Genomic DNA, 22,594 nt, shown 5'->3' with positions numbered 1-22,594 from the left:
CTCCCCGCGGTCACGGGCCGCGTACCCACGGGCCGCGTTACAGAGAAGCGATGCGCTGCATCGGGATGCGGGTGCGCAGACGCTGGGGCGGAACGCCGGCGGCCTGGAGCTGCAGGGCGATCGCGGCTGACGAGTTGTCCATGAAGACGATCACGTGGTGGTCGTCGGCCAAGTCGCAGAGGGCGCCCAGCGTGCCCAGGTTTATCGGGTCCACGTCGGAGACGTCGCCCAGGTCCAGGATGAGTCTGAAGGGGCGCACCCGCCGCACCGCGTGCACGAGCACCTGGCGGAAGTGGACCGCGCAGCCATCGTCCATCACACCGTGCGGCTGCACCACGACGCTTCCGTCAGCCTCCGTGTGGACGTCCACCGTTTTCTCGATGGTCTGGGGCATGGGAGTGCCTTCCGTCACATAGGCGCTTGCCGAGCGGCCAGCCTATGACGGAATCCTCGTAGCGTCGACGGGTCCGGTGGGTGAATTCAGGAGGTCAACAGGAACTGTCCCGGTCTCAGGGCACGGGCGGTGATCCGGGTGTCGCCGAGCCAGCCGTAGAAGCCCTGGCCGTAGCGCAGGTCGAAGGACGTCGCGCCGAGCGTGAACGGGCGGCCTACGGTGGCGATGCCACGGGACGCCTGGCGTGGGTTGCGCACGATCGGGGCGCCGTCCACCCAGACCACCGTGTGGCGGCTGTCGTTCACCACCGCGATGTGCACCCAGCGGCCGATCGTCAGGGCGTGACTCCACGACGTCGGTGAGGCGTCCACCGCCTGGGGATAGACGACGTACTGCAGGAAGCGCTCGGACGAGATGTTCAGGCTGCACGTGCACTCGAGATCCGACCATCCGCTGTGCTTGCCGGCGTCGCCGCTGCGGCCCTCCCAGCTGAAGATTCCCATGAACGCGTGGTCGCCGACGAACGGGTCGGGCAGCTTGAGGAACGTCTCGATGGTGTAGCCGTCCATGAACTTCATGCTGTTCAGTGGGGCGGTCGCCGCGGTCTGCAGCACGGCGCCGCGGTCCGGGCGGGTGCCACCGTCGAACCGGAAGCTCGCGTGCGCCGGTGCGCTCACGTGGTGGTCGGGCGTGAGTGCCAGCATCTCCGGGCCACTGTTCGCGAGTCTGCGTACCGAAAGATCGTTGCCCGTGCCGGTCTGGTCTCGCACCACCGAGCCGTCGGCGACCCCCTGGCCCGGCGTGTCGAACCGCCAGTAGGCGACGGTGTTGCGGTCGATCACCGCGCTCGCCGGACGAGGCGCGGGCAGCACCGGCGGGTCGAAGCCGGCGAACCGGGCGTCGAAGTCGATCGCCATGCTGAACCGGTCGTCCGGGCCGGTGAGCTCGGTGACCTCCGACTCGAGCGGGGTGCGCCTGCCCGGGTCGCGGGCCAGGAACCACGGCGCGAAGGTCTCCACATCGATCATGTTGCGGGCGAGGTCGAACGTGTACAGCCGGATCATCGCCGCGCCGCCGTAGTAGCGGTCCTGGTAGTTCGTGATGTGCACGTGGACGTCGTGTCCGGCGGCGTTGGGCAGCACGGTGCGAGCCGGCGGCCAGTGATGGCCGTTGAGGGTCAGGAAGATCTGGTCGTGGTCGCGGATCAGCCCGTCCCAGACCCGGCGGCCGCGAGTGGACAGCGCGGCCGTCCCGGCATAGTCCGGATAGGCCAGGTCGTGCGTGGTGACGATCGCCGGAGTGCGGGGATGCGCGGCGAGCATGGTGTGTGCCCAGGCCAGCCCGGCATCCGAGATCTGCCAGTCGAGGGCCAGCACCAGCCACTGGCGGCCGCCGCCGGCGAAGAGATGCGCGCTGTTGTAACCGTCCGGGGAGGCGCCCGCGAAGGTCGGCGCCCCGGCGAAACGCTGCGGTCCGAACGCCTGCAGATAAGGAGTGTCGCCGCGCTGGTCGGTGCTGTCCGACGGGACGTCGTGGTTGCCGGCCAGCACGCTGTACGCCAGCTTGCCGTCGATCCGCTTGAACGTCTCCGACGCCAGCGCGATCTCGGCCGGGGTGCCGTGCTCGGTGATGTCGCCCAGATGCGTCATGAAGACGGCGGCCCGCTCCTGCACCAGATAACGGAACGTCTCGCGCAACGGCGCCGGGTCCGAACTGTCCGCGTCGAACAGATATTGCGTGTCCGGCAGCACCGCGATCGAGAACCGGTGCGGCGCGACTTTGTTCGGCGGGGCGGCTTGCGCGGGCGCCGGCATCGACAGCACGAGAGGCGCACCCGCGGCGGTCCGCAGAAGATTTCGTCGATCCACGGGCGTCACTCTCCCGGCCGATCGGAACCGAACGGGATCGCCCGGGAGAACAACGGGCGAAATGCGTTCTTGTCGTCCATCGTTCGGCTCCCGGTCATGGCGCTGTGGTCCGCGCGGTCAACGGTCCAGATCATTCTCTGCCCATGCGAGTCGCGCTGGTAACGGAGTCCTTCCTGCCGGACGTCAACGGCGTCGCCCACTCGGTCGTCCGAACCGCGGAGCATCTGCTGCGGCGTGGCCACGAGCCCCTGGTGATCGCACCGCAGCCGCCGCATCGCGGCCCGGTGGACGTGCCCTATCCGGTGGTGCGCATGCCGTCGCTGCCGATGCCAGGTTATCCACAGATCCGGCTGGGGCTGCCCACCCCGGCGCTGAGCGCGACGCTGCGGGCGCACGGCACCGAGGTGGTGCACCTCGCCAGCCCGTTCGTGCTGGGCGCGTGGGGTGCGGCGGCCGCCCGGTCGGCCCGGCTGCCGATGGTCGCGGTCTATCAGACCGACGTGGCCGCCTACGCCCGCGCCTATCGGGTCGGCATGACCGAGCGGGCCGCCTGGCGCTGGATCCGCACTGTGCACAATGCCGCCGACCGCACGCTGGTGCCCTCCACCGAGTCGGCGTCCGCGCTGGCCGCGCACGGCGTCGAGCGCGTGCACCTCTGGCGGCGCGGCGTCGACGACCAGCGTTTTCACCCCCAACACCGAGATCCGGGTACGCGCGCGGCGCTGGCGCCGAACGGCGAGCTGCTGGTCGGTTTCGTCGGCCGGCTGGCCGTGGAGAAGCAGGTCGACCTGCTCGCCGAGGTGAGCCGGCGACCCGGCGTGCGGCTGGTGATCGTCGGCGACGGGCCGGCCATGGGCAGCCTCCAGAAGACACTGCCGAAGGCGTTGTTCCTGGGCGTGCGGCACGGCGACGAGCTCGCCCGGCTCTATGCCAGCCTCGATCTGTTCGTGCACACCGGTCCCTACGAGACGTTCGGGCAGGCGGTTCAGGAGGCGATGGCCAGCGGGGTGCCGGTGGTAGCGCCGGCCGCGGGTGGTCCGCTGGACCTGGTCGACCACGGCCGCACCGGCCTGCTGGTGCCACCGTTCGTCGCCGAGGGCTTCACCGCGGCGGTGGCCGAGCTCGCCGCGGACCCGGTGCGGCGGCGAGCCTTCGGGGTGGCGGCCCGGTCCGCGGTCGAGGGTCGCAGCTGGTCGGCGGTCGGCGACGAGCTGATCGCCCACTACCGAGCGGTGCGGCGCCCGGTCCGCACCCCGGCGATCCAGCTGGCAGCCGCGTGAAGGTCGTGCGGGTGGCGAACTTCGTCACGGAACGGTCGGGTGGATTGCGGACCGCGCTGCGGGAGTTGGGGACGGGGTATCAGCGGGCTGGGCATCAGGCCGTGCTGGTGATTCCGGGGGCTCGGGACGACGTCGAGGAGACCGGGCAGGGGCTGGTGGTCACGTTGGCCGCGCCGCGGGTGTCCGGGATGGGTGGGTATCGGGCGCTGGTCGATCGGCTGCGGGTGGGGAAGGTGTTGCGGGGGCTCGAGCCGGACCGGATCGAAGTGTCCGATCGGACCACGTTGCGGTGGGTCGGAGCCTGGGCTCGGCAGCGGGGGGTGCGGTCGATGATGGTCTCGCACGAGAGCCTGGACGGGCTGTTGCGGTTGTCCGGGCCGTTTCCTCGCGGGATCGCTGATCGGCTCAACGCTCGCACGGCGGCCGCGCACGACACGGTGGTGTGCACGACCGGGTGGGCGGCGGCGGAGTTCGAGCGGATCGGGGCGGGCAATCTGGCTCGCGTACCCCTGGGGGTGGATCTTGCCGGGTTTGGACCTGATCGGCGGGACGATGACCTCCGGCGTCGGTGGGCGGCCGACGGGGACGTGCTGCTGGTGCACTGCGGGCGGTTGTCGGCGGAGAAGAAGCCGCGGCGGTCGCTGGCCGCACTGGGCGCGCTGAAGGCTCAGGGTGTGCCGGCCGTGCTCGTCGTGGCCGGTGTCGGGCCGTTGCGGGCAGCGCTGCAGGAAGAGGCGGCGGAACGCGGGCTGCCGGTGCGGTTCGCTGGATATGTGCGTGATCGCGATGAGCTGGCGACGCTGCTCGCCAGCGCTGACGTGGTGCTGGCGCCGGGGCCGGTGGAGACCTTCGGGCTGGCCGCCCTCGAGGCGCTGGCCAGTGGGACACCGGTGGTGGTGAGCGCGGAGAGCGCGCTGCCCGAGGTGATCGGGGACGCGGGGCGGGCGGCCGGGCGGACGGCGCACGAATATGCGGCCGCGGTGCGGGACGTGCTGGCGGTGCCGGACCGGCGGGTCAGGGCCCGGTCGCGGGCCGAGATGTTTCCGTGGCAGGCCGCAGTCGACGGGTTTCTGGCGGCGCACGAAGTCTCCCGGGTCGAGCAGCAAACGTGCTGATCAGGCGTGTGTTGGGTATCTCTTCGCAAGATGAGTCGTTCAGCGTAGTTTGTCGCTGACCGGTGGCGGGCAACTGCTGCCGCGAATCCCCCTTGGCTCTCGGTTGCAGGAGTGCTCATGCTCAAAGGCTTCAAAGACTTCATCATGCGCGGCAACGTGGTCGACCTCGCGGTCGGCATCGTCATCGGCGCCGCCTTCACCGCGGTCGTCACCGCCTTCACCGCGGCGTTCCTCAAGCCGTTGATTCAGCTGATCAGCGGTGAACAGGGCGTCGGCGCGGGCTCGTTCGAGGTTCGCGGCGTCGTGTTCGACTGGGCCACCTTCATCAACGCGTTGATCACGTTCGTGCTCACCGCGGCGGTGCTCTACTTCCTGGTGGTCTTCCCGCTGAACAAGCTGGCCGAGCGCCGGGCCCGGGGCGAGGAACCGCCGCCGGCCGCGCCCAGCGAGGAGATCGTGCTGCTGACCCAGATCCGCGATGCGCTGGTGGCCGGTCGTGCCGGTCCGGGTGCGCAGAGTGATGTCCAGGAGCACCAGTACCGCGATCAGGAGCCTCCGCGGCGCCCATAGCGAAAAAGATCCATCGGGCTGGCTTCTGCTCGAACACATGTTCGATACAGTGCCGGGATGGAACAGCGTAAGCACTGGTGGAACGGCAAGTGGGGCCGCGTCATGCGCAAGGATGTCTACCTTCGCACGAGCGGTGATCAGTGGTATGTCGAACAGCGCGCGGGCGGCTCGGACGGGGTTTCACACTTCTTCGAATACGACAGCGAGGACGCCGCACTGGACACGGTGCGTGCTCTCCTGGTCGGACCGGACGAGTGGCGTGAGCTTTCGGTCCGGCCGCCCGTGCGCTGATCTCCACCGCCTTCGCCTTGTTGATTTCCACCAGATCTGCGTCGGGCGGCTTTGTCCCGGGCGGCTTCGCGCCGGGCGGCCTTGTCCCGGGCGGTTTTGCGCCGGGCGGTTTTGTCCCGGGCGGCTTCGCCGGTGCGGGTTTGATCTCGGGCGGCTTTTGTTTCAGGCCGCTCGGCGCTCATCGTGGCGGGCCGTCATCGGGCCGCTGCGGGGCACTAGTCGCAGTCGCGGCGGTGCGGTGACCTCGGGCTCCTGCTCCTCGTCCTCCTCGAAGTGCGCGCGCCAGGCGGTGGCGCGCGATCCGGGTGGCGCGGCCGGGCCGGCGCCGGCCCGCGAGAGCGTCACCACCAGCAGATAACCGGCCAGCACGAAGCCGTGACTGATCAGCCGGGTGGCGTCCACCCGGCCGGCCGTCAGGTCGTTGACCGAGAGCAGCAGGAGCATGCCGACGAAGGCGGTCAGCGTCGGCACCAGGCCGGTCGGCCGCGAGCGGCGCAGCGCGATGAAGAGGAAGCCGGCGCCGATCGCGACGTTCCAGGCCGCCGACTCGTGCCAGAGGTGGCCGGGGGTCGCGTCCAGGCCGGTGTGCACGTGTGCGGCGGAGACGCCGCCGCCGACCTGGGTGAGGCCCAGGATCAGCTGCACCGCGCCGACCGCGGCCAGGGCGGCATAGAGCCGGCCGCGAGACAGCAAGGGTTGCCGCCGAGGTGGCACCGCAGCCAGGATCGCCGCGCTCAGATCGGGCACCGGGGTGGCCGGGGCGGTCCGGGTCAGCCGGTTGACCGTGGCCGCGCTGTCCAGCCACGCCCGGCAGCCGGCACAGCCGGCCAGGTGCTCGTCGACCAGCGGCCGGTCGGCCGGGTCGTCCTCGCCGTCCAGCTGCGCGGACAGTTTCTCGCGCCACCGCTCACACGCCATGTTCCTATGGTCGCCGATGAGCCGCCGTTGGTTCCCGGCGCTTCACCTGGCGTCTGACCAGGGGGCGACGTCCGGCTCTCGAGGGGCCGGATCTAAGTATGAAGACCGCATCTTGCGGGCTGCGTGGTGAAGGCCGCGTTGCGGGCGGCGTGGTGAGGGCCGGGGTTTGAGGGCTGCGTGGTGAGCGCGGCTTGAGGGCCGAGAGTTGTGGGCGCGGGCTTGCGGGCCGGTGTTGCAGGAGGGCCCGGCGGCGGGGGACGGCCTTGAGGGGCGCCTGGGCCGTCTGTGGGGCGGGACTTGAACTCGTGCGTATCCGGAAAGGGTTTTATTGGAGGGCTTGCTCGCCGGTGTTGCCGAGGAGGCGGCGGCGCTCTCGGAAGGCGCGCAGGTTGGCCGTGTTGCCGCAGGTGCTCACGTCGTGCCAGACGCCGCTGTTGTTGCGGGAAGCGTCGAAGAAGGCTGCTCGGCAGTCGACGTTGTGGCAGAGCTTCAGGCGGGGCCACAACCCTGCCTGCTGGGCCAGCAGGGCCTCGGCCCACAGGGCGGAGGCCAGCCAGCGGGTGCCTCGGCCGGTGGGGACGATGCGGACCCAGCCGTCGGCGTCGGGGACCAGGCTCACCGGGACGTCGGCCGGTGGGAGTGTGCCGTCGAGTTGGGTGCGGCCGCCGGCCAGGATCACGTTTTCGAAGGTGCTGCGCAGGCGGCGCAGGGAACGCATGTCGGTCGACGAGAGCAGGATCACCGGGGCGGGCAGGCCCGCGACTCGGGACCAGGTGGCCAGCGCGTCGGTCAGCCAGCGCTGGGCGTCGTCGGGCTGTCCCAGCAGGTCAGGGCCGTACGTCATGGTCGAGCGCGTGTTCAGCAGCTCCTGAACCAGCGCCAGCCCAGCGGGGGCCTCCCGGACCCCGTGCCGGGAGCTTGCCTTCCATGACATAGCCGAAGCGTACTTGACTCTTTTTCATGCCCACATCCGCCTGATGCCTGACCTCGGGTGATGGCGATTTCCACGCTGAGCGATCGAAAAATGACGTTGCGCTGCGATGCAACGTGGGAAGGGGCCGTCGGCGTCTATCCATGGCGGGGGAGTGGCAAGCTTGCCCGCGGGGAGGCAAACAAACATGGTCAAGAAGGCTGTGAGCTGGGTGGCCGCTGTGGCGGTCGGGATGACGCTGATCGCGGGTTGCGGCAGTGATGAGGGCGGCAGCGACACGGCCGCGCCACCACCGTCGGTGCCCTCGTCGGCGCCCGCCGGCGACGCGACTCCCTCCGACGAGCCTTCGGCGCAGCCGTCGGACGAGCCCTCGGACGATCCTTCGACGGAGCCTTCCACGGAGCCCTCGACGGAGCCGAGCAAGCCGGCCGCGCCGGACAAGCTGCGCAGCGGCGACAAGGGTCCCGAGATCAAGGCGCTGCAGGAGCGGCTGACCGAGCTCGGATATTGGAACGGCAAGGCGGACGGCACCTTCGGCGGCAGCACGCAGCAGGCGGTCTACGCGCTGCAGAAAGCCGCCGGACTGGGCCGCGACGGCGTGGTCGGGCCCAAGACCCAGAAGGCCGTCGACAAGGGCGTGCGGCCCAAGGCGAAGAGCAAAGACGGCTACGTGGTCGAGATCGACAAGAAGAAGCAGCTGCTCATGATCGTCAAGGACGGCGAGGTGCAGCAGATCTTCAACACCTCGACCGGCTCGGGCAACTCCTATGAGACCGAGAGCGGCGGCACCGCCATCGCCAGCACGCCGGCCGGCCGGTTCAAGACGTCGCGGCAGATCGACGGCTGGCGCAAGGCGCCGCTCGGGCTGCTGTGGCGGCCCAAGTACTTCAACGGCGGCATCGCCGTGCACGGCGCGAACAGTGTCCCGCCCTACCCGGCGTCGCACGGTTGCGCCCGCCTGTCGATCTCCGCGATGAACTACATCTGGTCGAACGACAAGATGCCGATCAAGACCAGGGTCTGGGTCTACTAGGCCCGCCGGTCCACGCTCACCCGTCGATGCGGGTGATGTTGCGGATCTTGTTGGAGGCGTCCAGGGCCGCCACCTTGTACGCCTCCGACAGGGTCGGATAGTTGAAGACGGTGTCCACCAGGTAGTCCACCGTGCCGCCGCAGCCCATCACGGCCTGGCCGATGTGGACGATCTCGGTGGCGCCGGTGCCGAAGACGTGCACGCCCAGCAGCTTGCCGTCGTCGGGGGAGACGAGCAGCTTCAACATGCCGTAGGAGTCGCCGACGATCTGCCCGCGGGCCAGCTCGCGATAACGCGCGACGCCGACCTCGAACGGGGTGTTCGCGTCGGTCAGCTCCTCCTCGGTCTTCCCGACGAAGCTGATCTCCGGGATCGTGTAGATGCCGATCGGCTGCAGCTGGTGCATGTCACGGGTGGGTTCCTCGCAGGCGTGGTGCGCGGCCAGCCGGCCCTGCTCCATCGAGGTGGAGGCGAGCGCCGGGAAGCCGATCACGTCGCCGACCGCATAGATGTTGTCCACCGCCGTGCGGAAGTTGGCGTCCACCTTGATCCGGCCGCGCTTGTCCGCCTCCAGCCCGGCGGCGTCGAGCGCCAGGTCGTCGGTCTGGCCCTGGCGACCGGCCGAATACATCACCGTGTCGGCGACGATCTTCTTACCGCTCTTCAGGATGCACAGCGCAGCGGTCTGGTGCCGCTCGACCGACGCGACCTCCTCGCCGAAGCGGAACGACACGGACAGGTCGCGCAGGTGGTATTTCAGCGACTCGATGATCTCGTCGTCGCAGAAGTCGAGCATCTGCGGGCGCCGCTCGACGACCGTGACCTTGGTGCCGAGGGCGGCGAACATGGATGCGTACTCCATGCCGATGACGCCGGCGCCGACCACCACCATCGAACGCGGCACGGCCTCGAGATTGATCACGCCGTCGGAGTCCACGATCGTCCGGTCGTCGAAGTCGACGCTGTCCGGACGGGCCGGGCGGGTGCCGGCGGCAATGATGATCTTGTCGGCGGTGACCCGGTTGTCGCGGCCGCCCTCGCCGCCGTCCACGGTGAGTGTGTGCGCGTCCGCGAAGCGGCCGGTGCCGGTGATCATGGCGACGTGGTTGCGCGCCAGCTGGTTGCGGATGACGTCGGTCTGCCGGCTGATCACGTGGTTCGTCCGCGCGCCCAGGTCGGCGACGGTGATCTCCTCCTTGACCCGGTAGCTGCTGCCGTAGAGGTCACGCTGGCTGAGACCGGTCAGATAGAGCACCGCCTCGCGCAGCGTCTTGGACGGGACGGTGCCGGTGTTGATGCACACCCCGCCGATCATGTCGCGGCGGTCGATGATGCCGACCCGCCGCCCGAGCTTCGTCGCGGCGATGGCAGCCTTCTGCCCACTGGGCCCGGAGCCCAACACCAACAGGTCGTAGTCATACACAAGGCTTAGCGTCGCAAGATGTCGGCCCGCGCGCCAGACCTTGCGGTTTAAGCTCTGTCCACAACCAGAAGATCAACCTGTGGATAACTCTGCTCGCGGTGTTGCTGCGGGCTCACGGCATGGAAGCGCTTGAATGCGGTGCTGAACGCGAACGGTGTCGAATAGCCCACCTTGCGGGCCACCGCGCCGACCGTGGCACCCGGCTCGACCAGCAGATCCGCGGCCAGCGAGAGCCGCCAGGAGGTCAGGAAGCTCATCGGCGGCTCGCCCACCAGCTCGGCGAACCGGCGCGCGAAGGCGGCCCGGGACAGACCGGTCTCCGTGCCCAGCCGCGCGACCGTCCACGGCGCCGCCGGCGACTCCTGCATCAGGCGCAGCGCCCGGCCGATCACCGGGTCGGCGTGTGCCCGGTACCACCCCGCGCCCTCCTGCCGCTCGGCGAACCACCAGCGCAGCACCGCGATCAGGATCAGGTCGAGCATCCGGTCGAGCACCGCGTCCTGGCCCGGGTCGTCGCACGCCACCTGGTCGCCCAGGTAGTCGATCAGCGCCAGCGGCACGTGCTCGCGAGGCGCCACGATCAGGTCGGGCAGGTTGCCGAGCAGCCGGCTGCCGACGGTGGACTGCGACTCGTAGGTGCCGTTGAGCATCAGGGTCGCGCCGTCCACCGAGTTGCCCCAGGTGCGGACCCCGACGTCGCTCATCCGGGGCACGTCGGTGGCCAGCATCGTGCAGGTCTGGCCCGGGCCGATCAGCACCTGCGGCGTGGTGTCCGGGGTGTCGCCGACCGTGTAGTGCCGTGGACCACGGCAGACCGCCACGTCGCCGGCCCGGATCAGGCTCGGCTCGCGACCGTCCGGCCGGACCCAGGCGTGCCCGCGCAGGATGGTCACCACGGTGATCGGCGACTCGTCCTCGATGCGCATCGCCCACGGCGGATCGAGCGAGCTGCGCAGCACGAAGGCGCCCCGGGCGCTCGGCCCGGCCAGCACGTGCGACAACGCGTCCATCTCACCAAGCTAGACGATCACGTATGTGCGGCCGGAGGTCGGACGATGGCGTCGTCGTCACGCTCCGCGTTCGTTCGTGTCCCTTGCGTCGAGCACACGGCACTGAGTCTTGACCTTCGAGCACTGCGCTCCGAGGCCTGGTCTCCGAGTACTACGCACGCGCGCACTTGTGTGCGCCTGGATTCGGACAACAATCGCTCCATGACGTTCGGCAAGGAAAACCTTCCTTTCCCGTATAACCAGGACTTCTCTGGCATCGTCACCCGGGTCAAGGGCGTTCGTGAGTCGACCCGGGCGGCGTTGGTGAACTCGCCGAAGGTGGCGTCCTACCTCAAGGCCGGCGCCAACCTCGTCGAGCAGAACCTGGGCGCCTGCGACTGGTCGGCGGTGGTCGACTCGGGTCGCCGGCAATACTGGTCGGGTCTGCGCTTCCTCACCGAACGTGCCTTGTCCCGCGAGATGGAGGGCCTGGAGGCGCCGTTCCTGCGCCAGAAGGGCGACGGTCCCTACCGCGCGACCTGGGCGAGCCACGACGACTACCTGAACGACCTGATCACGTTCCTGTTCCACGCCATGAGTTACGACTCGCAATACAACGCGGAGGACGAGACGCGCGCCTGGCTCGACGACGAGGACGACATGGTCGGTGCGATCGACCGGGCGGCTTTCCACGAGCTGCAGGCGCTCTGCCGGATGCCGCTCTTCCGGCTGCAACTGATCATGGTGGCCACCGCCGATCGCAACGACGGCATCCACGACGCGATCGCGAACAGCTATGCCGGCGCGCTCGACCCGTGGATGAAGACCTACGAGTCGAGCTTCGCCGCGCGCGGCTTCCGGCTGCGGCCGGGCGTCACGTTGAAGCAGCTCACCTTCATGCTCGCCGCGGTCGCCGAGGGGTTCGCGGTCCACCACCTCGGCGACCCGGCCGCGGGCATCGTCGGCGAGGACCCGTCCGGCAACCTGTTCGGCATGGCCGTCCTCGGCATCCTGAACAGTTATCTCGAACCGGTTGGTGAACCCAGCGGGACGACTCTGCGTACACACTTCCGAGACGTCTCGAACCGGGCGCGCCCCGCCGACCCAACCGTCGACGAGACCGGGGACTGATCAATGACCGCCATCATGAACCAGCCCATCCATCCTGCGGCCAAACCACCGTCCTGGTGGGAGCGGCTGACCGACATGATCATGCGCCGTCCGCTGAACGAGTGGACGTTCACCCACCTCAACTGGGTGATGCCGACCGCACGCGTGGCGCGTGGACCGGTGACCCGGCCGCTGCCGCACCGATCCGCGCCACTGGATCTGACCTACCGTTTCGACGACCGTGACTACAGCCTGGCCGATCTGCATCGGCGCACACACACGACCGCGTTCGTGGTGTTGCACCGGGGCGAGATCGTGCACGAGGCCTACCCCGGGGTGTTCGCCCATGCGCGCACCCGGATGCAGGTCTTCTCGGTGTCCAAATCGATCACCTCGCTGCTCATCGGCATCGCCCTGGGCGACGGTGCGATGGGCAACGTCAAGGACCAGGTCATCGACTATCTCCCGGAGTTCCGGGACAGCGCCTACGACGGCACCACGGTGGCCGACCTGCTCGACATGTGCAGCGGCGTCGGCGACCAGGAAGTGTGGGACGTCAACAGCCCGATCCGGCGCTTCGAGCGGGCCGTGCTCAACGGCGGCGACGTCTCGCAGATCATCCGGAGCGCGCAGCCTTCGCACGATCCGGGTGAGATCTTCAACTACGCCACCTTCGACGCCCAGGTGCTCTGCTGGGTGCTCGAGGCGGCGACCGGCCAGGATCTCGCGTCCTATGCCTCCGATCGGCTATGGGGTCCGATCGGCGCGGAGCGGGACGCGTACTACGGATTGACCCGATCGCATCCGCGGACCGCGGTGGGTGCGGGCGCCTTCAACGCCACCGCTCGTGACCTGGCCCGGGTGGGCCGGCTGATGGTGGACGACGGCGTGGTGGACGACCGGCGGGTGGTGCCGGCCGAGTGGGTGCGCCGCAGCCGCGGCTCCGACCTGCCGCATCTGGCGGTGGGCGCGCTCGGCGATGCCGAGCCACATCACTACGGGTACGCGAACCAGTGGTGGACGCTCGGCGACAGTTGCTTCAACGCGTTCACCGGACTCGGCGTGCACGGGCAGTACCTGTTCGTCGACCCGGCCGCGGACGTGGTCATCGTGAAATGCAGTGCCTGGGCCACCGAAGAGGATCACCCGCGCGACCGGGAGACCGTCACGGCGCTGCGTCGCATCGCCGATCACTTCGCTTGATCCCTGATTCACAACTCCTGATTTTCGCGACTCTTCGAAAGGAGTGGTCGGTGAAGGCTGCCCTGATCACGGCCATTGTGGTCGGTTCCACCCTGATATCCGTGCCCGCTTCGGCCGCCGCGGTGGCCGGCACCGTGCTCACCTCGGCGACGGCTTCATTGCCACCGGAACTGTCGCCGCTGGCCACCGGGAAACGCATTCAATATGTCACCACGAATCCGTCGGGGGCGGTCATCACCGGGACCGGGCTGGTGCTGACGCCCAAGACCGGGCGCACCAACCGGACCGTGGCGTGGGGCCACGGCACCACCGGTCTCGCCGACCGGTGCACGCCGTCGACCAGCCTGGACGTGTTCTGGCCGGAGGCTCGGCAGGCGATCGCGGCACTGCTGCGCAAGGGCTGGACGGTGACCGCGCCGGACTATCCGGGGCTGGGCACGACGCAGGCACATCCCTATCTGGTGGGCAACAGCGAGGCGCGTTCGATCATCGACAGCGTCAAGGCGGCGCGCAACCTGGACCGCGCGCTGACCACGCTTTACGCGGTGGACGGGCATTCGCAGGGTGGCCAGGGCGCATTGTTCGCCGGACAACTGGCACCGAGTTATGACGGCGCGCTGTCGCTGGCGGGGGTGGCCGCAATCGCGCCGGCGTCCAATCTCGACCTGGTCGGGCCGCTCATTCCGGGCACGCCGGGGCAGGGCTATTACGTGATGGGGCTCTACGGCATCAACGCGATCGAGCCCACCTTCGACCCGAACGCGTACCTGGCGGCGCCGGCCCGGGCACGCACCGGTGTGCTGCGCACCGGCTGCCTCTACGAGATCCTCGACCGTTACGCCGATCTGACCGCGGATCAGCTCGTGCCCGGCGGGGCGGTGCCGCAGATCGTGCTCGACAAGCTGGCCCGCTACGGCAACCCCGGCGCGGTCGCACCTAGTGCTCCGATCCTGATCGTCCAGGGCACGCTGGACGACGCGGTGCCCTATGAGATCACCGCCGGCCCGCTGATGGATCAGCTCGGCCGCTACCGCCAGCCGGTGGAGTTCATCGGGCTGGACGGCGAGACCCACGACGGCGCGGTGTTCGCGTCGACCGAGACCGTCGCCACCTGGATCGCCGCACGATTCGGCTGAGCACGGCCCCCCGAACTGGCGGCGTCCCACGGGCCCACCCTCCCTGTGGGACGCCGCCATCTTTCTTGTCCGCAGCCTTTCTTGTCCGCAGCCCGGATTCCGCCCATGCAACTGGTCGCCCGTCCTCGAGCGTGTAGAGGGCGGGCGTCCTCCATTGTGGTCGCGTTGATGACCGGGGCAGCGCGGTCCCGGCCGTCGTGGAATCATGGACGGGCCGCCCGAACCAGCAGATCCGTTATTGCGCGTTTGCGCAATGCGTGTGTGAGACCACCTGGTCCGATGGCGGCCGGATGGTCTCTCATGCATGAGGAAATGGGGGACCATGCGGGGGGAATCCGAAATGATGGGCACGGCGGTGATTCCGTCACTCGGGCGTTGGGGATTGTCTCCCGACGCCGACCTGATCTATCGGACGCTGCGGCTGGTGGGACCGGGCAACACGGCTCAACTGGCGCGCGAGCTGGGCATGGAACTGGCCCGGGTGCAGGCCGGGGTCGACGAGCTGGCCGCCGTGGGGGCGGCACGCCAGTCCGGCGACGGCGGCGAGCGGCGATGGATCGCGCTGGACGCGGACCGGGTGCTCGGGGTGCTGCAGCGCCGCCGGCACGGCCGGTCCGAGATGTCCGAGCAGCACCGCCGGCACGTGGCCGCGGTGGCCGGCGTGCATCTGGATCGGCTGCCGCCGGAGGCTGTGCGGCGGCTGCCGAACCGCGCCGCCGCCCGTGACCGGATCGCCGACCTGGCGGCCCGGGAGCGCTGTGAGCACCTCGCGATGAACACCGAACAGGTGATCAGCGTGGAGGCGGCACGCGCGGCGGCACCCCTCGATCTCGCCCTGGTGGCGCGCGGGGTCCGCATGCGTACCCTCGGCATCTCGCCCATGCCCGGAGGGCAGCACGGCACGGTGCCGGGCAGCGAACATCGCGAAGCCGACAGCCTGCCGCTCAAGTTGATGCTCTTCGACCGCAGCGCGGCCCTGTTCCCGGCCGATCCGGCCAACTTCAACGCGGGCGCCGTCGAGGTCACCGACGCCGAGGCGGTCGCGCGTTTCGTCGAGCTTTTCCACACCATCTGGTACGCGGCGCGCGATCCACGCCGCCAGGAGGTGCCCCACATCGTGCTGACGCATCGCGAACGGGCCATCGTCGAACTGCTTGCCGCCGGACAGACCGAGGAGTCCGCGGCGACCGCTCTGGGGTTGAGCCGGCGCACGGTGGTCTACACGGTGCGGGCGCTGATGGATCGTCTCGGCGTCGACAACCGCTTTCAGCTCGCCCTGCTGCTCGGCGCCGCACACGCCGTGCAGCTGCCATCGTCGTGCCGGCCGGACTCCCAGGAGGAATCGTGAAACGACTCGCCGTATTCGTCGCCGCGCTGCTGTTGCTGCTCGGGGCGCCGGCGCCGGCCCGGGCAGCCGCAATCGAATGGAACATGGCGCCCTGCGTCGAGCCGCACTTCGGTGAGGTCAACTGGGACGTCAGCGGCCGAGTGCTGGTGCTGGACGGGTATGTCATCCAGTGCGGGCCGACCGTCGCGGACGGTGGCTTCCGGCTCGTGACCTACTACCCGGATGACAAGGCCGGCTTCGGGGAGGGCTACAACGTCCGGCTCTTCTCGCGGTCGGACGAGGGGACCGCCCGGTCGTTCGGCGCCGCCGCGGTGCCCAGCCTGCCCGGCCGGTTCGGGGTCTGCGTGCTGGCCGGCGACAACGAGCGCATCAAGTGCGTGGCGGCCACCGTGTTCTTCCAGGGCATCCGGCTCCCGAGCGTGACCCTGGCGCCGCTGCCCATCGACGACCCGCTGGTGAACACCGACGAACTGGTGCTCGGGACGTACGACGGGAGCCTGGCGCCGCCGAGCAAGCCGGGCGGCCCGGTCGGCAACTGCGGGACCTGTTTCTAGGGTCTGTTTTAAAAGGGGGGTCGGAGTGAGGCGAGGTCCAGGTGTCGTCTGGGTGTGCGGCGTGGGCGCCCAGATACCGGTGTTGTATCTGGGTGTTCGCGACGTGCGGCCAGACGGCGGCTGGGCCACGCCGCAGCCCGGCCATCCCTTTTAAAACAGACCCTAGACTGGCTCGGCTCGAGCGGGGGCTCGGCGGCCGACCAGGCGGTCGAGTCCCAGCAGGGCGGCGGCGAGCACGGCGAACTCCGCGGCCAGCTGGATCATCTGCAGCGTGACCCACCCGTACCCGTGGTCGGTGGGGTTGAGGAAGAAATAGGGGTAACGGTCCTCGATCTCGGGGGCCGTCACCGCCCGGCAGATCGAGAGCACGCCGTAACCGAGCGGGAGGATCAGCCAGAGCGGCAGGTCACGCCAGGGCGAGGCGCGGTGCGGGCCGAACGCCAGCCAGTCGATCAGCACCATGATCGGCACGGCGTAGTGCAGAAGGAAGACACCGCGGTTGTGCACCGCGTCGGCCGGGTTCGCGGCGAACAGGCCGGGCAGCGGGTTCTCGCCGTTGTTGAGCAGGAAGTGCGAGACCAGGCAGGTGATCAGGATGCAGAGCGTGACCGGGCCGCGCAGGCGTGGGGCGGCCGGTTCGACCGTGCCGCGCTTGATCATCCAGTAGACGACGCCACCGAAGTAGCCGGCCGTGACGAGGTTGCTCTGGCAGGTGTAATAGGCCAGGTGCGGGTCGCCGATCAGCAGCCCGACGACCCCGCAGACCACGATCGCCACGCGCCACCACAGCTGCGGCCGGAGGTAGATGTTCGCCACCGCTGAACCATAGAGCTCAGAGATCGAGCAGCTCGAGAGTGATGGCGGCGGTGTCGCCGACGTCCAGGGACTCGGCCTTGCGGACCGCCTTCTTCAGCGGCAGGGCGTAGGCGCCGGAGTCGCCCGGAAAGATCGATGTGGTCCAGGTGGTGGTGCCGAGCCGCACGCGGACGCGGAGCGAGCCGAAACCGCGGCGCACGCCGGCGGCCAGGTCGCGGATCCGGTCGGACTCGTCGGCGGGCAGGCTGACGAAGGTCCAGGTGTCGGTGCGCCGGGCGTCCCACAGCCACACCTGGGCGGTGAACTCGACGATCACGCGTCCCAGCATCGCACGGCAAGCTCTTCGCCGAGTTAATGCATTTCGCATATAAGCCTCCTTTCGGACGGTTAGATTTCGGAACGTTGCGGCTGCCGCCGAACCCCTCAGGTCAGGCGTATGCGCTGCTCCGGCCGGTTTGTGCTGCCGAAGGAGACACCACGTCATGTGGAATCACGCCCGAACGCCCATGCGCCGCGTCCTCTCCGTGGTAGCGGCCACCGCTCTCGGACTGGCGCCGGTGGTGATGGTGGCCGCCCCGGCGTACGCGGATCCGGAGCCGGGTGAATTCGAGATCTCCAGCGATCTGGAATCGGTGGAGGGCGACACCTTCAGCTTCGACCTCAAGCGCACCGGCGGGCCCAACCTGACGTCCGTCACGCTGAAGGTCGTCACGGTCGTCGGTGACGCTCCCGGGGTGACGATCGCCCCCGCGCCGGCCACCAGCGACCTGACGCCGATCGACACCACCACGACCTTCGCGGGCAGCACCCGCGATCTGACCAAGAAGTTCAACGTGCAGACCCTCGACGACGCGCTCAACGAGGAGCCCGAGAACTTCAAGCTGCAGTTCCGGGACAGCGTCACGGACGACCTGGTCATCGAGGCCTACGGCATCATCGACGACAACGACGAGAAGCCGTCCTACTCGCTGTCCGTGCCCGCATCGGTCGGCGAGGGCGCCAGCACCGTCTCCGTCACCGCGAACCTCACCGTGCCGTCCGGCCGGGACGTGACGATTCCGTACACCACGCCGGCGGGCACCGCGACGGCCGGCGCCGACTATGCGGGCGGCGGCGGCAGCATCGTCATCCCGGCCGGCGACACCACGAAGAGCACGACGGTCGGCATCCTGGAGGACATCCTCGACGAGGACGACGAGACCTTCAACGTGGTCGGCGGTAACGCCCCCAACGCCAACAAGGTCCAGGGCGGCACCTCGAAGTCGGTGCAGATCACCGACAACGACCAGCTGCCCGAGATCAGCATCGGCAGCCCGGCCAACGTCACCGAGGGCAGCCAGCTCAGCTTCCCGGTGACCATCGACGCCGTCTCCGGCCGTGACGTGAAGGTGCACGTGAAGAGCACCGACGGCAGCGCGACGGGCGGGGCGGACTACGCGGCGTACGACGCGGAGGTCACCATCTCGGCCGGCCAGATGTCGGTCAACGTCGACATCAACACCTCGCTGGACGCGGTCGACGAGGTGAACCCCGAGACCTTCACCATGACGCTCTCCGGTCTGGTCAACGCCGCCGCGGGCCTGCACCAGACGGCGACCGGCAACATCGACGACGACGACAACGCGCCGGTGGCCACGCTGACCCCCACGGCGGTCACGGAGGGCACCACCGGCAGCGTCAACAAGGAGTTCGACGTCACGCTCGATGGGCCCTCGGGCCGCGAGGTGCAGGTCGGCTACTCGGTGACCGGGAGCTCCGCCACCCAGGGCGTCGACTTCGAAGCGGTCACGTCCGGCACCCTGACCTTCGCGCCCACCGAGACGGCGAAGAAGATCATCGTGCCGATCATCGGCGACCGGATCGACGAGGGCGCCGGCGAGCAATTCATCATCAACCTGACCAACAGCGGCGGCACCGTGGGCGGCTCCTCGACGCTCGGCCCGCTCGCGATCACCATCACCGACGACGACAACACCCCGACGCTGTCCCAGCTCGACTCCGTGACCATGGACGAGGGCGACAGCGCGGGCGTGGCGAACTTCCTGATCAAGCTGTCCAACCCCAGCGCCAACCCGATCACGCTCGACGTCGCCACCACTGACGACTCGGCCGACGACGGCCCGGTCAACGTGGCCGGCGACGGCGACTACGACCCGGTGACCACGTCGATCACCATCCCGGCGGGCGACGACAGCAAGCAGATCCCGGTCACCGTCAACGGCGACGAGGTGTTCGAGGGCGACGAGACGGCCACGCTCAGCGTGACCGTCAACGCCTCGGAGACCGACGCCACCGGCACCATCCCGGACGCGACCCTGACCCTGGAGAACGACGACGACCCGCCGACCGTCGTGCTGAGCCAGCAGACGAAGCCCGAGGGCGACCAGATCACCCTGTCGGCCACGCTGACCGGCGTGGCGCAGGACGACATCGTCGTCGACGTCGCGCTGACCGGCGGCACCGGCAACGGCCTCGACCCGGCCGACGTCGGCGACTTCACCCCGACCTCGCTGCAACCGACCATCACGGGTGGTAACCACGGCACCACGCCGGTGACCCTCGGCACGGTGGATCTCACCGCGGACACCATCGACGAGAACGCCGAGTCGCTGCTGGCCACCCTGTCCGACCCCGGGCAGGATCTCGCCACCGTCTCGGCCATGCAGACCATCGACGACGACCAGTCCGACGTGCCGCCGACCTTCGCGGTCTCGGCGCAGACCTTCGACGAGGCGGACGGCCAGGTGGGCGTTGAGATCGAGCGGGTCTTCACCGGCGGGGTGACCGCCACCGAGCGGACCATGTCCGTGCACTACGCGACGACCGACGGCAGCGCCCTGGACGGCGGTGACTACCAGGCGACGTCGGGCACCCTGACCTTCGCGAAGGGCGACCCGGCCGACAAGACGTTCCCGCTGGAGATCGAGGACGACGGGATCTTCGAGCGCGACGAGACGTTCACGGTGGACCTGACGAACGCGGCGGGCACCACGATCAGCGGCGCGTCCGCGGCGATGACCATCACCGACGACGACAGCGGCAGCAAGCCGACCTTCAGCATCGCCGAACCGGTCAGCGCGCCCGTCGAGGGTGTCGCGACCACGGCGAACGTCACCATCACCGTGTCCCCGCCGACCACGCAGGACATCGCGTTCGAGATCACCGCGGACGACGGCACCGCGACCCGGGGCGCGCAGTTCCCCGGCGACGACGACTTCTCGGTGCCGTCCACCAAGACGTACCCGGCCGGCGCGACCAGCGTCACCGTGCCGGTGACGATCAAGGACGACACCGTCTACGAGGGCACCGAGACCGCCACCATCAAGGTGAAGCGGGCCCAGGGCGAGGACGACGCCACCGGCGCGGAGCAGTCGGCCACGCTGACCATCCAGGACAACGAGGCCAAGCCGAGCGTGGTGCTGACGGCCGCCGGCGGCATCGAGGGCGGCGCCCCGGTCGCGGTCAGCGCGACCGTCACCGGCGTGGCCCAGCGGGTGATCCCGGTGACCGTGACCGCGATGGGTGCGGTGAACGTGACCGGCACGGCGGCCGGAGGGGGCGACTTCGACGCCGCCGGCCTGAACGTGACCGAGATCCCGGCCGGCGACCACGGCGGCCTGCCGGTGGCGCTGGGTACGATCGCGCTGACCCCGGACACCGTCGACGAGTACGACGAGACGGTCAAGGTCACGCTCACCAGCGCCGGGGTGCTGACCAGCCCGGTCGACGCGTATCTGACGATCGCGGACGAGGTGGCCGACGCGACGCCGACGATCGTCATCGACAACACCCCGATCGCGGAGTCCGGACCGAACGCGAACGTGGCGGTGCGGCTCGACTTCGGTCAGGGCAACGGCGCGGCCACCACCGAGAAGACGCTGGGCGTGCACTACGCGACGACCAACGGCACCGCGCTCGCCGGCAGCGACTTCACGGCCCGCAGCGGGGACCTGTCCTTCGCGCCCGGCGACATGAGCCACGACGTCGTGGTGCCGATCGCGGACGACTTCCTGTACGAGCTGTCCGAGGCGTTCACCGTCGACCTGACCGCGCCGACCGGCACCACGATCACCGACAACGCGGCGACGGTGACGATCACCGACAACGACGGCAACAACAAGCCGACGTTCTCGGTGAGCAGCGCGCCGGCCGGGTTCCGGGAGGGCACGCCGGGCACGTACGACTTCACCGTCACGATGTCGCCGACGAACACCCAGAACGTCGACTTCACGGTGGCGGTCGACCCGGGCACGGCGACCCAGACCGCCGGCGCCGGCCGGAACGACTACGAGACCCCGACCGGCACGCTGCGGATCAACGCGAACGCGGGCACCGGGGTCATCCACGTGACCGTGAAGGACGACGGCGTCTTCGAGCCGACCGAGCTGGCGACGCTGAAGGTGGCCCTCGACCAGGCCGAAGTCGACGCGGCCGGCCCGCAGGTCGACACGACGATGACCATCACCGACAACGACACGGCGCCGACCGTGGCGCTGATCGGCGAGTCCGGCGCCGAAGGCACGGACCTGCTGGCCACCGCGAAGGTGACCGGTGTCGCCCAGTCCGACATGACCTTCAACCTGGCGTTCAGCGGCGACTCGTCGCCCGGCAACGACCCGGCCGAGACCTTGGACTATGCGAACAGCAACGAGCAGGCCACGATCCCGGCCGGCACGGCGGACGGCTCGGTGCTGACCTTCCGCACCTTCCGGATCAACAACGACACCGTCGACGAGCCGGTGGAGTCCATCCGCCTGGTCGCCACCAACACGCTGAACTCGGTGGCCTCGGAGCCGCAGTTCTACAAGATCAACGATGATGTCAACGACGTGCCGCCGTCGGTCACCGTCAACAATCTCCCGGTGAACGAGGGCGCCGGAACCGCGCACGTGCCGGTGACGCTGGACTTCCCGTCGAGCGGGGAGACGACGAGCACCGAGCAGACGGTCGTGGTCAATCTCGCGACCGCCGACGACACCGCGTCCGAGCCGCTGGACTACACCCTGCGGGCCGCCACGCTGACCTTCCCGCCTGGCACCATGAGCCGGGACTTCGACGTGGCGGTCATCAACGACCTGCGCAACGAGGACAGCGAGACGTTCAAGGTGACGGCGACCTCGGCCACCCCGGCCGGCACCCCGATCGCCGTGGCGACCGGAACGGTGACGATCGCCGACAATGACCAGAACGTCCCGCGGCCCGCCTTCGACGTCGCCGACGTGCGTAAGGTCGAGGGCAGCGCCAACTCCACGGCGACCTTCACGGTCGAGCTCGACGGTCCGGCGGCCGACGACGTGTCGTTCACGGTCGTGGCGGCGGACGGTTCGGCGCGGGACGCCGGCGCCGGGGTGGGCAACAACGACTACAACCCGCCGGCCGCACAGACGCTGACCATCGACGAGGGTGACATCAGCGGCACGATCGGCGTACCGGTCAACGGCGACCTGGTCCACGAGGGCGACGAGGACATGACCGTCACGGTGGCGCTCGCCGCCGGCGAGCGGGATGCCGTCGGCCTCCCGGTGCCCGCCCAGCTGACCATCGAGGACGACGACGCCGCGCCGACCGTGCAGCTGACCAACGGCTCGGGCAACGAGGGCGACGAGGTCGCCCTG

The 22,594-nt window shown here is 69.5% G+C and carries 19 protein-coding genes; 11 read left to right on the top strand and 8 right to left on the bottom strand.

All coding sequences use genetic code 11. The features are described 5' to 3' along the window. Positions 1 to 37 precede the first annotated feature (37 nt). Positions 38 to 370, bottom strand: a complete 333-nt coding sequence (locus ACZ6TI_RS18710) for an STAS domain-containing protein (RefSeq protein ID WP_465346313.1) — start codon at positions 368 to 370, stop codon at positions 38 to 40. A gap of 110 nt (positions 371 to 480) precedes the next feature. Next, positions 481 to 2,262 (bottom strand): LamG-like jellyroll fold domain-containing protein, encoded by a 1,782-nt coding sequence (locus ACZ6TI_RS18705; protein WP_465346312.1) that lies wholly within the window; start codon positions 2,260 to 2,262, stop codon positions 481 to 483. Between the two features lie 143 nt (positions 2,263 to 2,405). Here ACZ6TI_RS18705 and ACZ6TI_RS18700 point away from each other — a divergent pair, with 143 nt between their 5' ends. The 4 genes from ACZ6TI_RS18700 to ACZ6TI_RS18685 all read left to right on the top strand — a co-directional run bounded on the left by ACZ6TI_RS18700 (position 2,406) and on the right by ACZ6TI_RS18685 (position 5,518). Beyond that, positions 2,406 to 3,542, top strand: a complete 1,137-nt coding sequence (locus tag ACZ6TI_RS18700; protein ID WP_465346311.1) for a glycosyltransferase family 4 protein — start codon at positions 2,406 to 2,408, stop codon at positions 3,540 to 3,542. Continuing rightward, a complete protein-coding gene (locus tag ACZ6TI_RS18695) occupies positions 3,539 to 4,657 on the top strand; it encodes a glycosyltransferase (protein ID WP_465346310.1) in 1,119 nt (372 codons plus the stop codon). The genes ACZ6TI_RS18700 and ACZ6TI_RS18695 overlap by 4 nt, the downstream gene beginning before the upstream one ends. A gap of 117 nt (positions 4,658 to 4,774) precedes the next feature. Then, complete coding sequence (gene mscL / locus ACZ6TI_RS18690; protein WP_465346309.1) at positions 4,775 to 5,227, top strand: large conductance mechanosensitive channel protein MscL; 453 nt, start codon at positions 4,775 to 4,777, stop codon at positions 5,225 to 5,227. A gap of 57 nt (positions 5,228 to 5,284) precedes the next feature. Then, positions 5,285 to 5,518 carry a hypothetical protein gene (locus ACZ6TI_RS18685; protein ID WP_465346308.1) on the top strand — a complete coding sequence of 78 codons (234 nt, stop codon included), beginning with the start codon at positions 5,285 to 5,287 and terminating at the stop codon, positions 5,516 to 5,518. Positions 5,519 to 5,680: 162 nt separating this feature from the next. Here ACZ6TI_RS18685 and ACZ6TI_RS18680 read toward each other — a convergent pair whose 3' ends face one another. Both ACZ6TI_RS18680 and ACZ6TI_RS18675 read right to left on the bottom strand, forming a co-directional pair. Continuing rightward, positions 5,681 to 6,436, bottom strand: coding sequence for a zf-HC2 domain-containing protein (locus ACZ6TI_RS18680; RefSeq protein WP_465346307.1), 756 nt, complete (start codon positions 6,434 to 6,436; stop codon positions 5,681 to 5,683). Between the two features lie 325 nt (positions 6,437 to 6,761). Continuing rightward, entirely contained in the window at positions 6,762 to 7,370 is a 609-nt protein-coding gene (locus tag ACZ6TI_RS18675) for a CGNR zinc finger domain-containing protein (protein WP_465346306.1), read from the bottom strand. Between the two features lie 184 nt (positions 7,371 to 7,554). Here ACZ6TI_RS18675 and ACZ6TI_RS18670 point away from each other — a divergent pair, with 184 nt between their 5' ends. Next, complete coding sequence (locus tag ACZ6TI_RS18670; RefSeq protein ID WP_465346305.1) at positions 7,555 to 8,400, top strand: peptidoglycan-binding protein; 846 nt, start codon at positions 7,555 to 7,557, stop codon at positions 8,398 to 8,400. A gap of 16 nt (positions 8,401 to 8,416) precedes the next feature. On the opposite strand, the gene sthA is transcribed toward ACZ6TI_RS18670, so the two are convergent. Together sthA and ACZ6TI_RS18660 are read right to left on the bottom strand one after the other, a co-directional pair. After that, positions 8,417 to 9,823, bottom strand: a complete 1,407-nt coding sequence (gene sthA, locus ACZ6TI_RS18665; RefSeq protein WP_465346304.1) for a Si-specific NAD(P)(+) transhydrogenase — start codon at positions 9,821 to 9,823, stop codon at positions 8,417 to 8,419. A 47-nt stretch (positions 9,824 to 9,870) separates the two neighbouring features. Then, positions 9,871 to 10,833: an AraC family transcriptional regulator gene (locus ACZ6TI_RS18660; RefSeq protein ID WP_465346303.1), complete on the bottom strand. Its 963-nt coding sequence runs from the start codon at positions 10,831 to 10,833 to the stop codon at positions 9,871 to 9,873. 201 nt (positions 10,834 to 11,034) lie between these two features. On the opposite strand from ACZ6TI_RS18660, the gene ACZ6TI_RS18655 reads away from it, so the two are divergent. The 5 genes from ACZ6TI_RS18655 (at position 11,035) to ACZ6TI_RS18635 (ending at position 16,163) form a co-directional block, all read left to right on the top strand. Then, entirely contained in the window at positions 11,035 to 11,943 is a 909-nt protein-coding gene (locus ACZ6TI_RS18655; RefSeq protein WP_465346302.1) for a hypothetical protein, read from the top strand. 3 nt (positions 11,944 to 11,946) lie between these two features. Continuing rightward, the gene (locus ACZ6TI_RS18650; protein ID WP_465346301.1) at positions 11,947 to 13,125 is read left to right on the top strand and encodes a serine hydrolase domain-containing protein; all 1,179 of its coding nucleotides are present in this window, start codon (positions 11,947 to 11,949) and stop codon (positions 13,123 to 13,125) included. Between the two features lie 50 nt (positions 13,126 to 13,175). After that, the gene (locus tag ACZ6TI_RS18645) at positions 13,176 to 14,261 is read left to right on the top strand and encodes an alpha/beta fold hydrolase (RefSeq protein ID WP_465346300.1); all 1,086 of its coding nucleotides are present in this window, start codon (positions 13,176 to 13,178) and stop codon (positions 14,259 to 14,261) included. A gap of 322 nt (positions 14,262 to 14,583) precedes the next feature. Then, positions 14,584 to 15,609 (top strand): helix-turn-helix transcriptional regulator, encoded by a 1,026-nt coding sequence (locus ACZ6TI_RS18640; RefSeq protein WP_465346299.1) that lies wholly within the window; start codon positions 14,584 to 14,586, stop codon positions 15,607 to 15,609. Next, positions 15,606 to 16,163: a hypothetical protein gene (locus ACZ6TI_RS18635; protein WP_465346298.1), complete on the top strand. Its 558-nt coding sequence runs from the start codon at positions 15,606 to 15,608 to the stop codon at positions 16,161 to 16,163. The genes ACZ6TI_RS18640 and ACZ6TI_RS18635 overlap by 4 nt, the downstream gene beginning before the upstream one ends. Before the next feature lie 162 nt (positions 16,164 to 16,325). Here the strand turns inward: ACZ6TI_RS18635 and ACZ6TI_RS18630 are convergent, their stop codons facing one another. Then, positions 16,326 to 16,979, bottom strand: a complete 654-nt coding sequence (locus tag ACZ6TI_RS18630) for a Pr6Pr family membrane protein (protein ID WP_465346297.1) — start codon at positions 16,977 to 16,979, stop codon at positions 16,326 to 16,328. Positions 16,980 to 16,995: 16 nt separating this feature from the next. After that, on the bottom strand, positions 16,996 to 17,295 hold the full coding sequence (locus ACZ6TI_RS18625; RefSeq protein ID WP_465346336.1) for a DUF1905 domain-containing protein: 300 nt from the start codon (positions 17,293 to 17,295) through the stop codon (positions 16,996 to 16,998). Between the two features lie 166 nt (positions 17,296 to 17,461). Between ACZ6TI_RS18625 and ACZ6TI_RS18620 the strand changes: the two genes are divergently transcribed. Continuing rightward, positions 17,462 to 22,594 (top strand): beta strand repeat-containing protein (locus ACZ6TI_RS18620; RefSeq protein WP_465346296.1); only part of this gene is annotated, 5,133 nt, incomplete at its 3' end.

Source organism: Actinoplanes sp. NPDC051388 (assembly GCF_055586225.1).
Note: the sequence above shows the minus strand (reverse complement) of the source record. Positions and strands in the feature narration are given on the sequence as shown.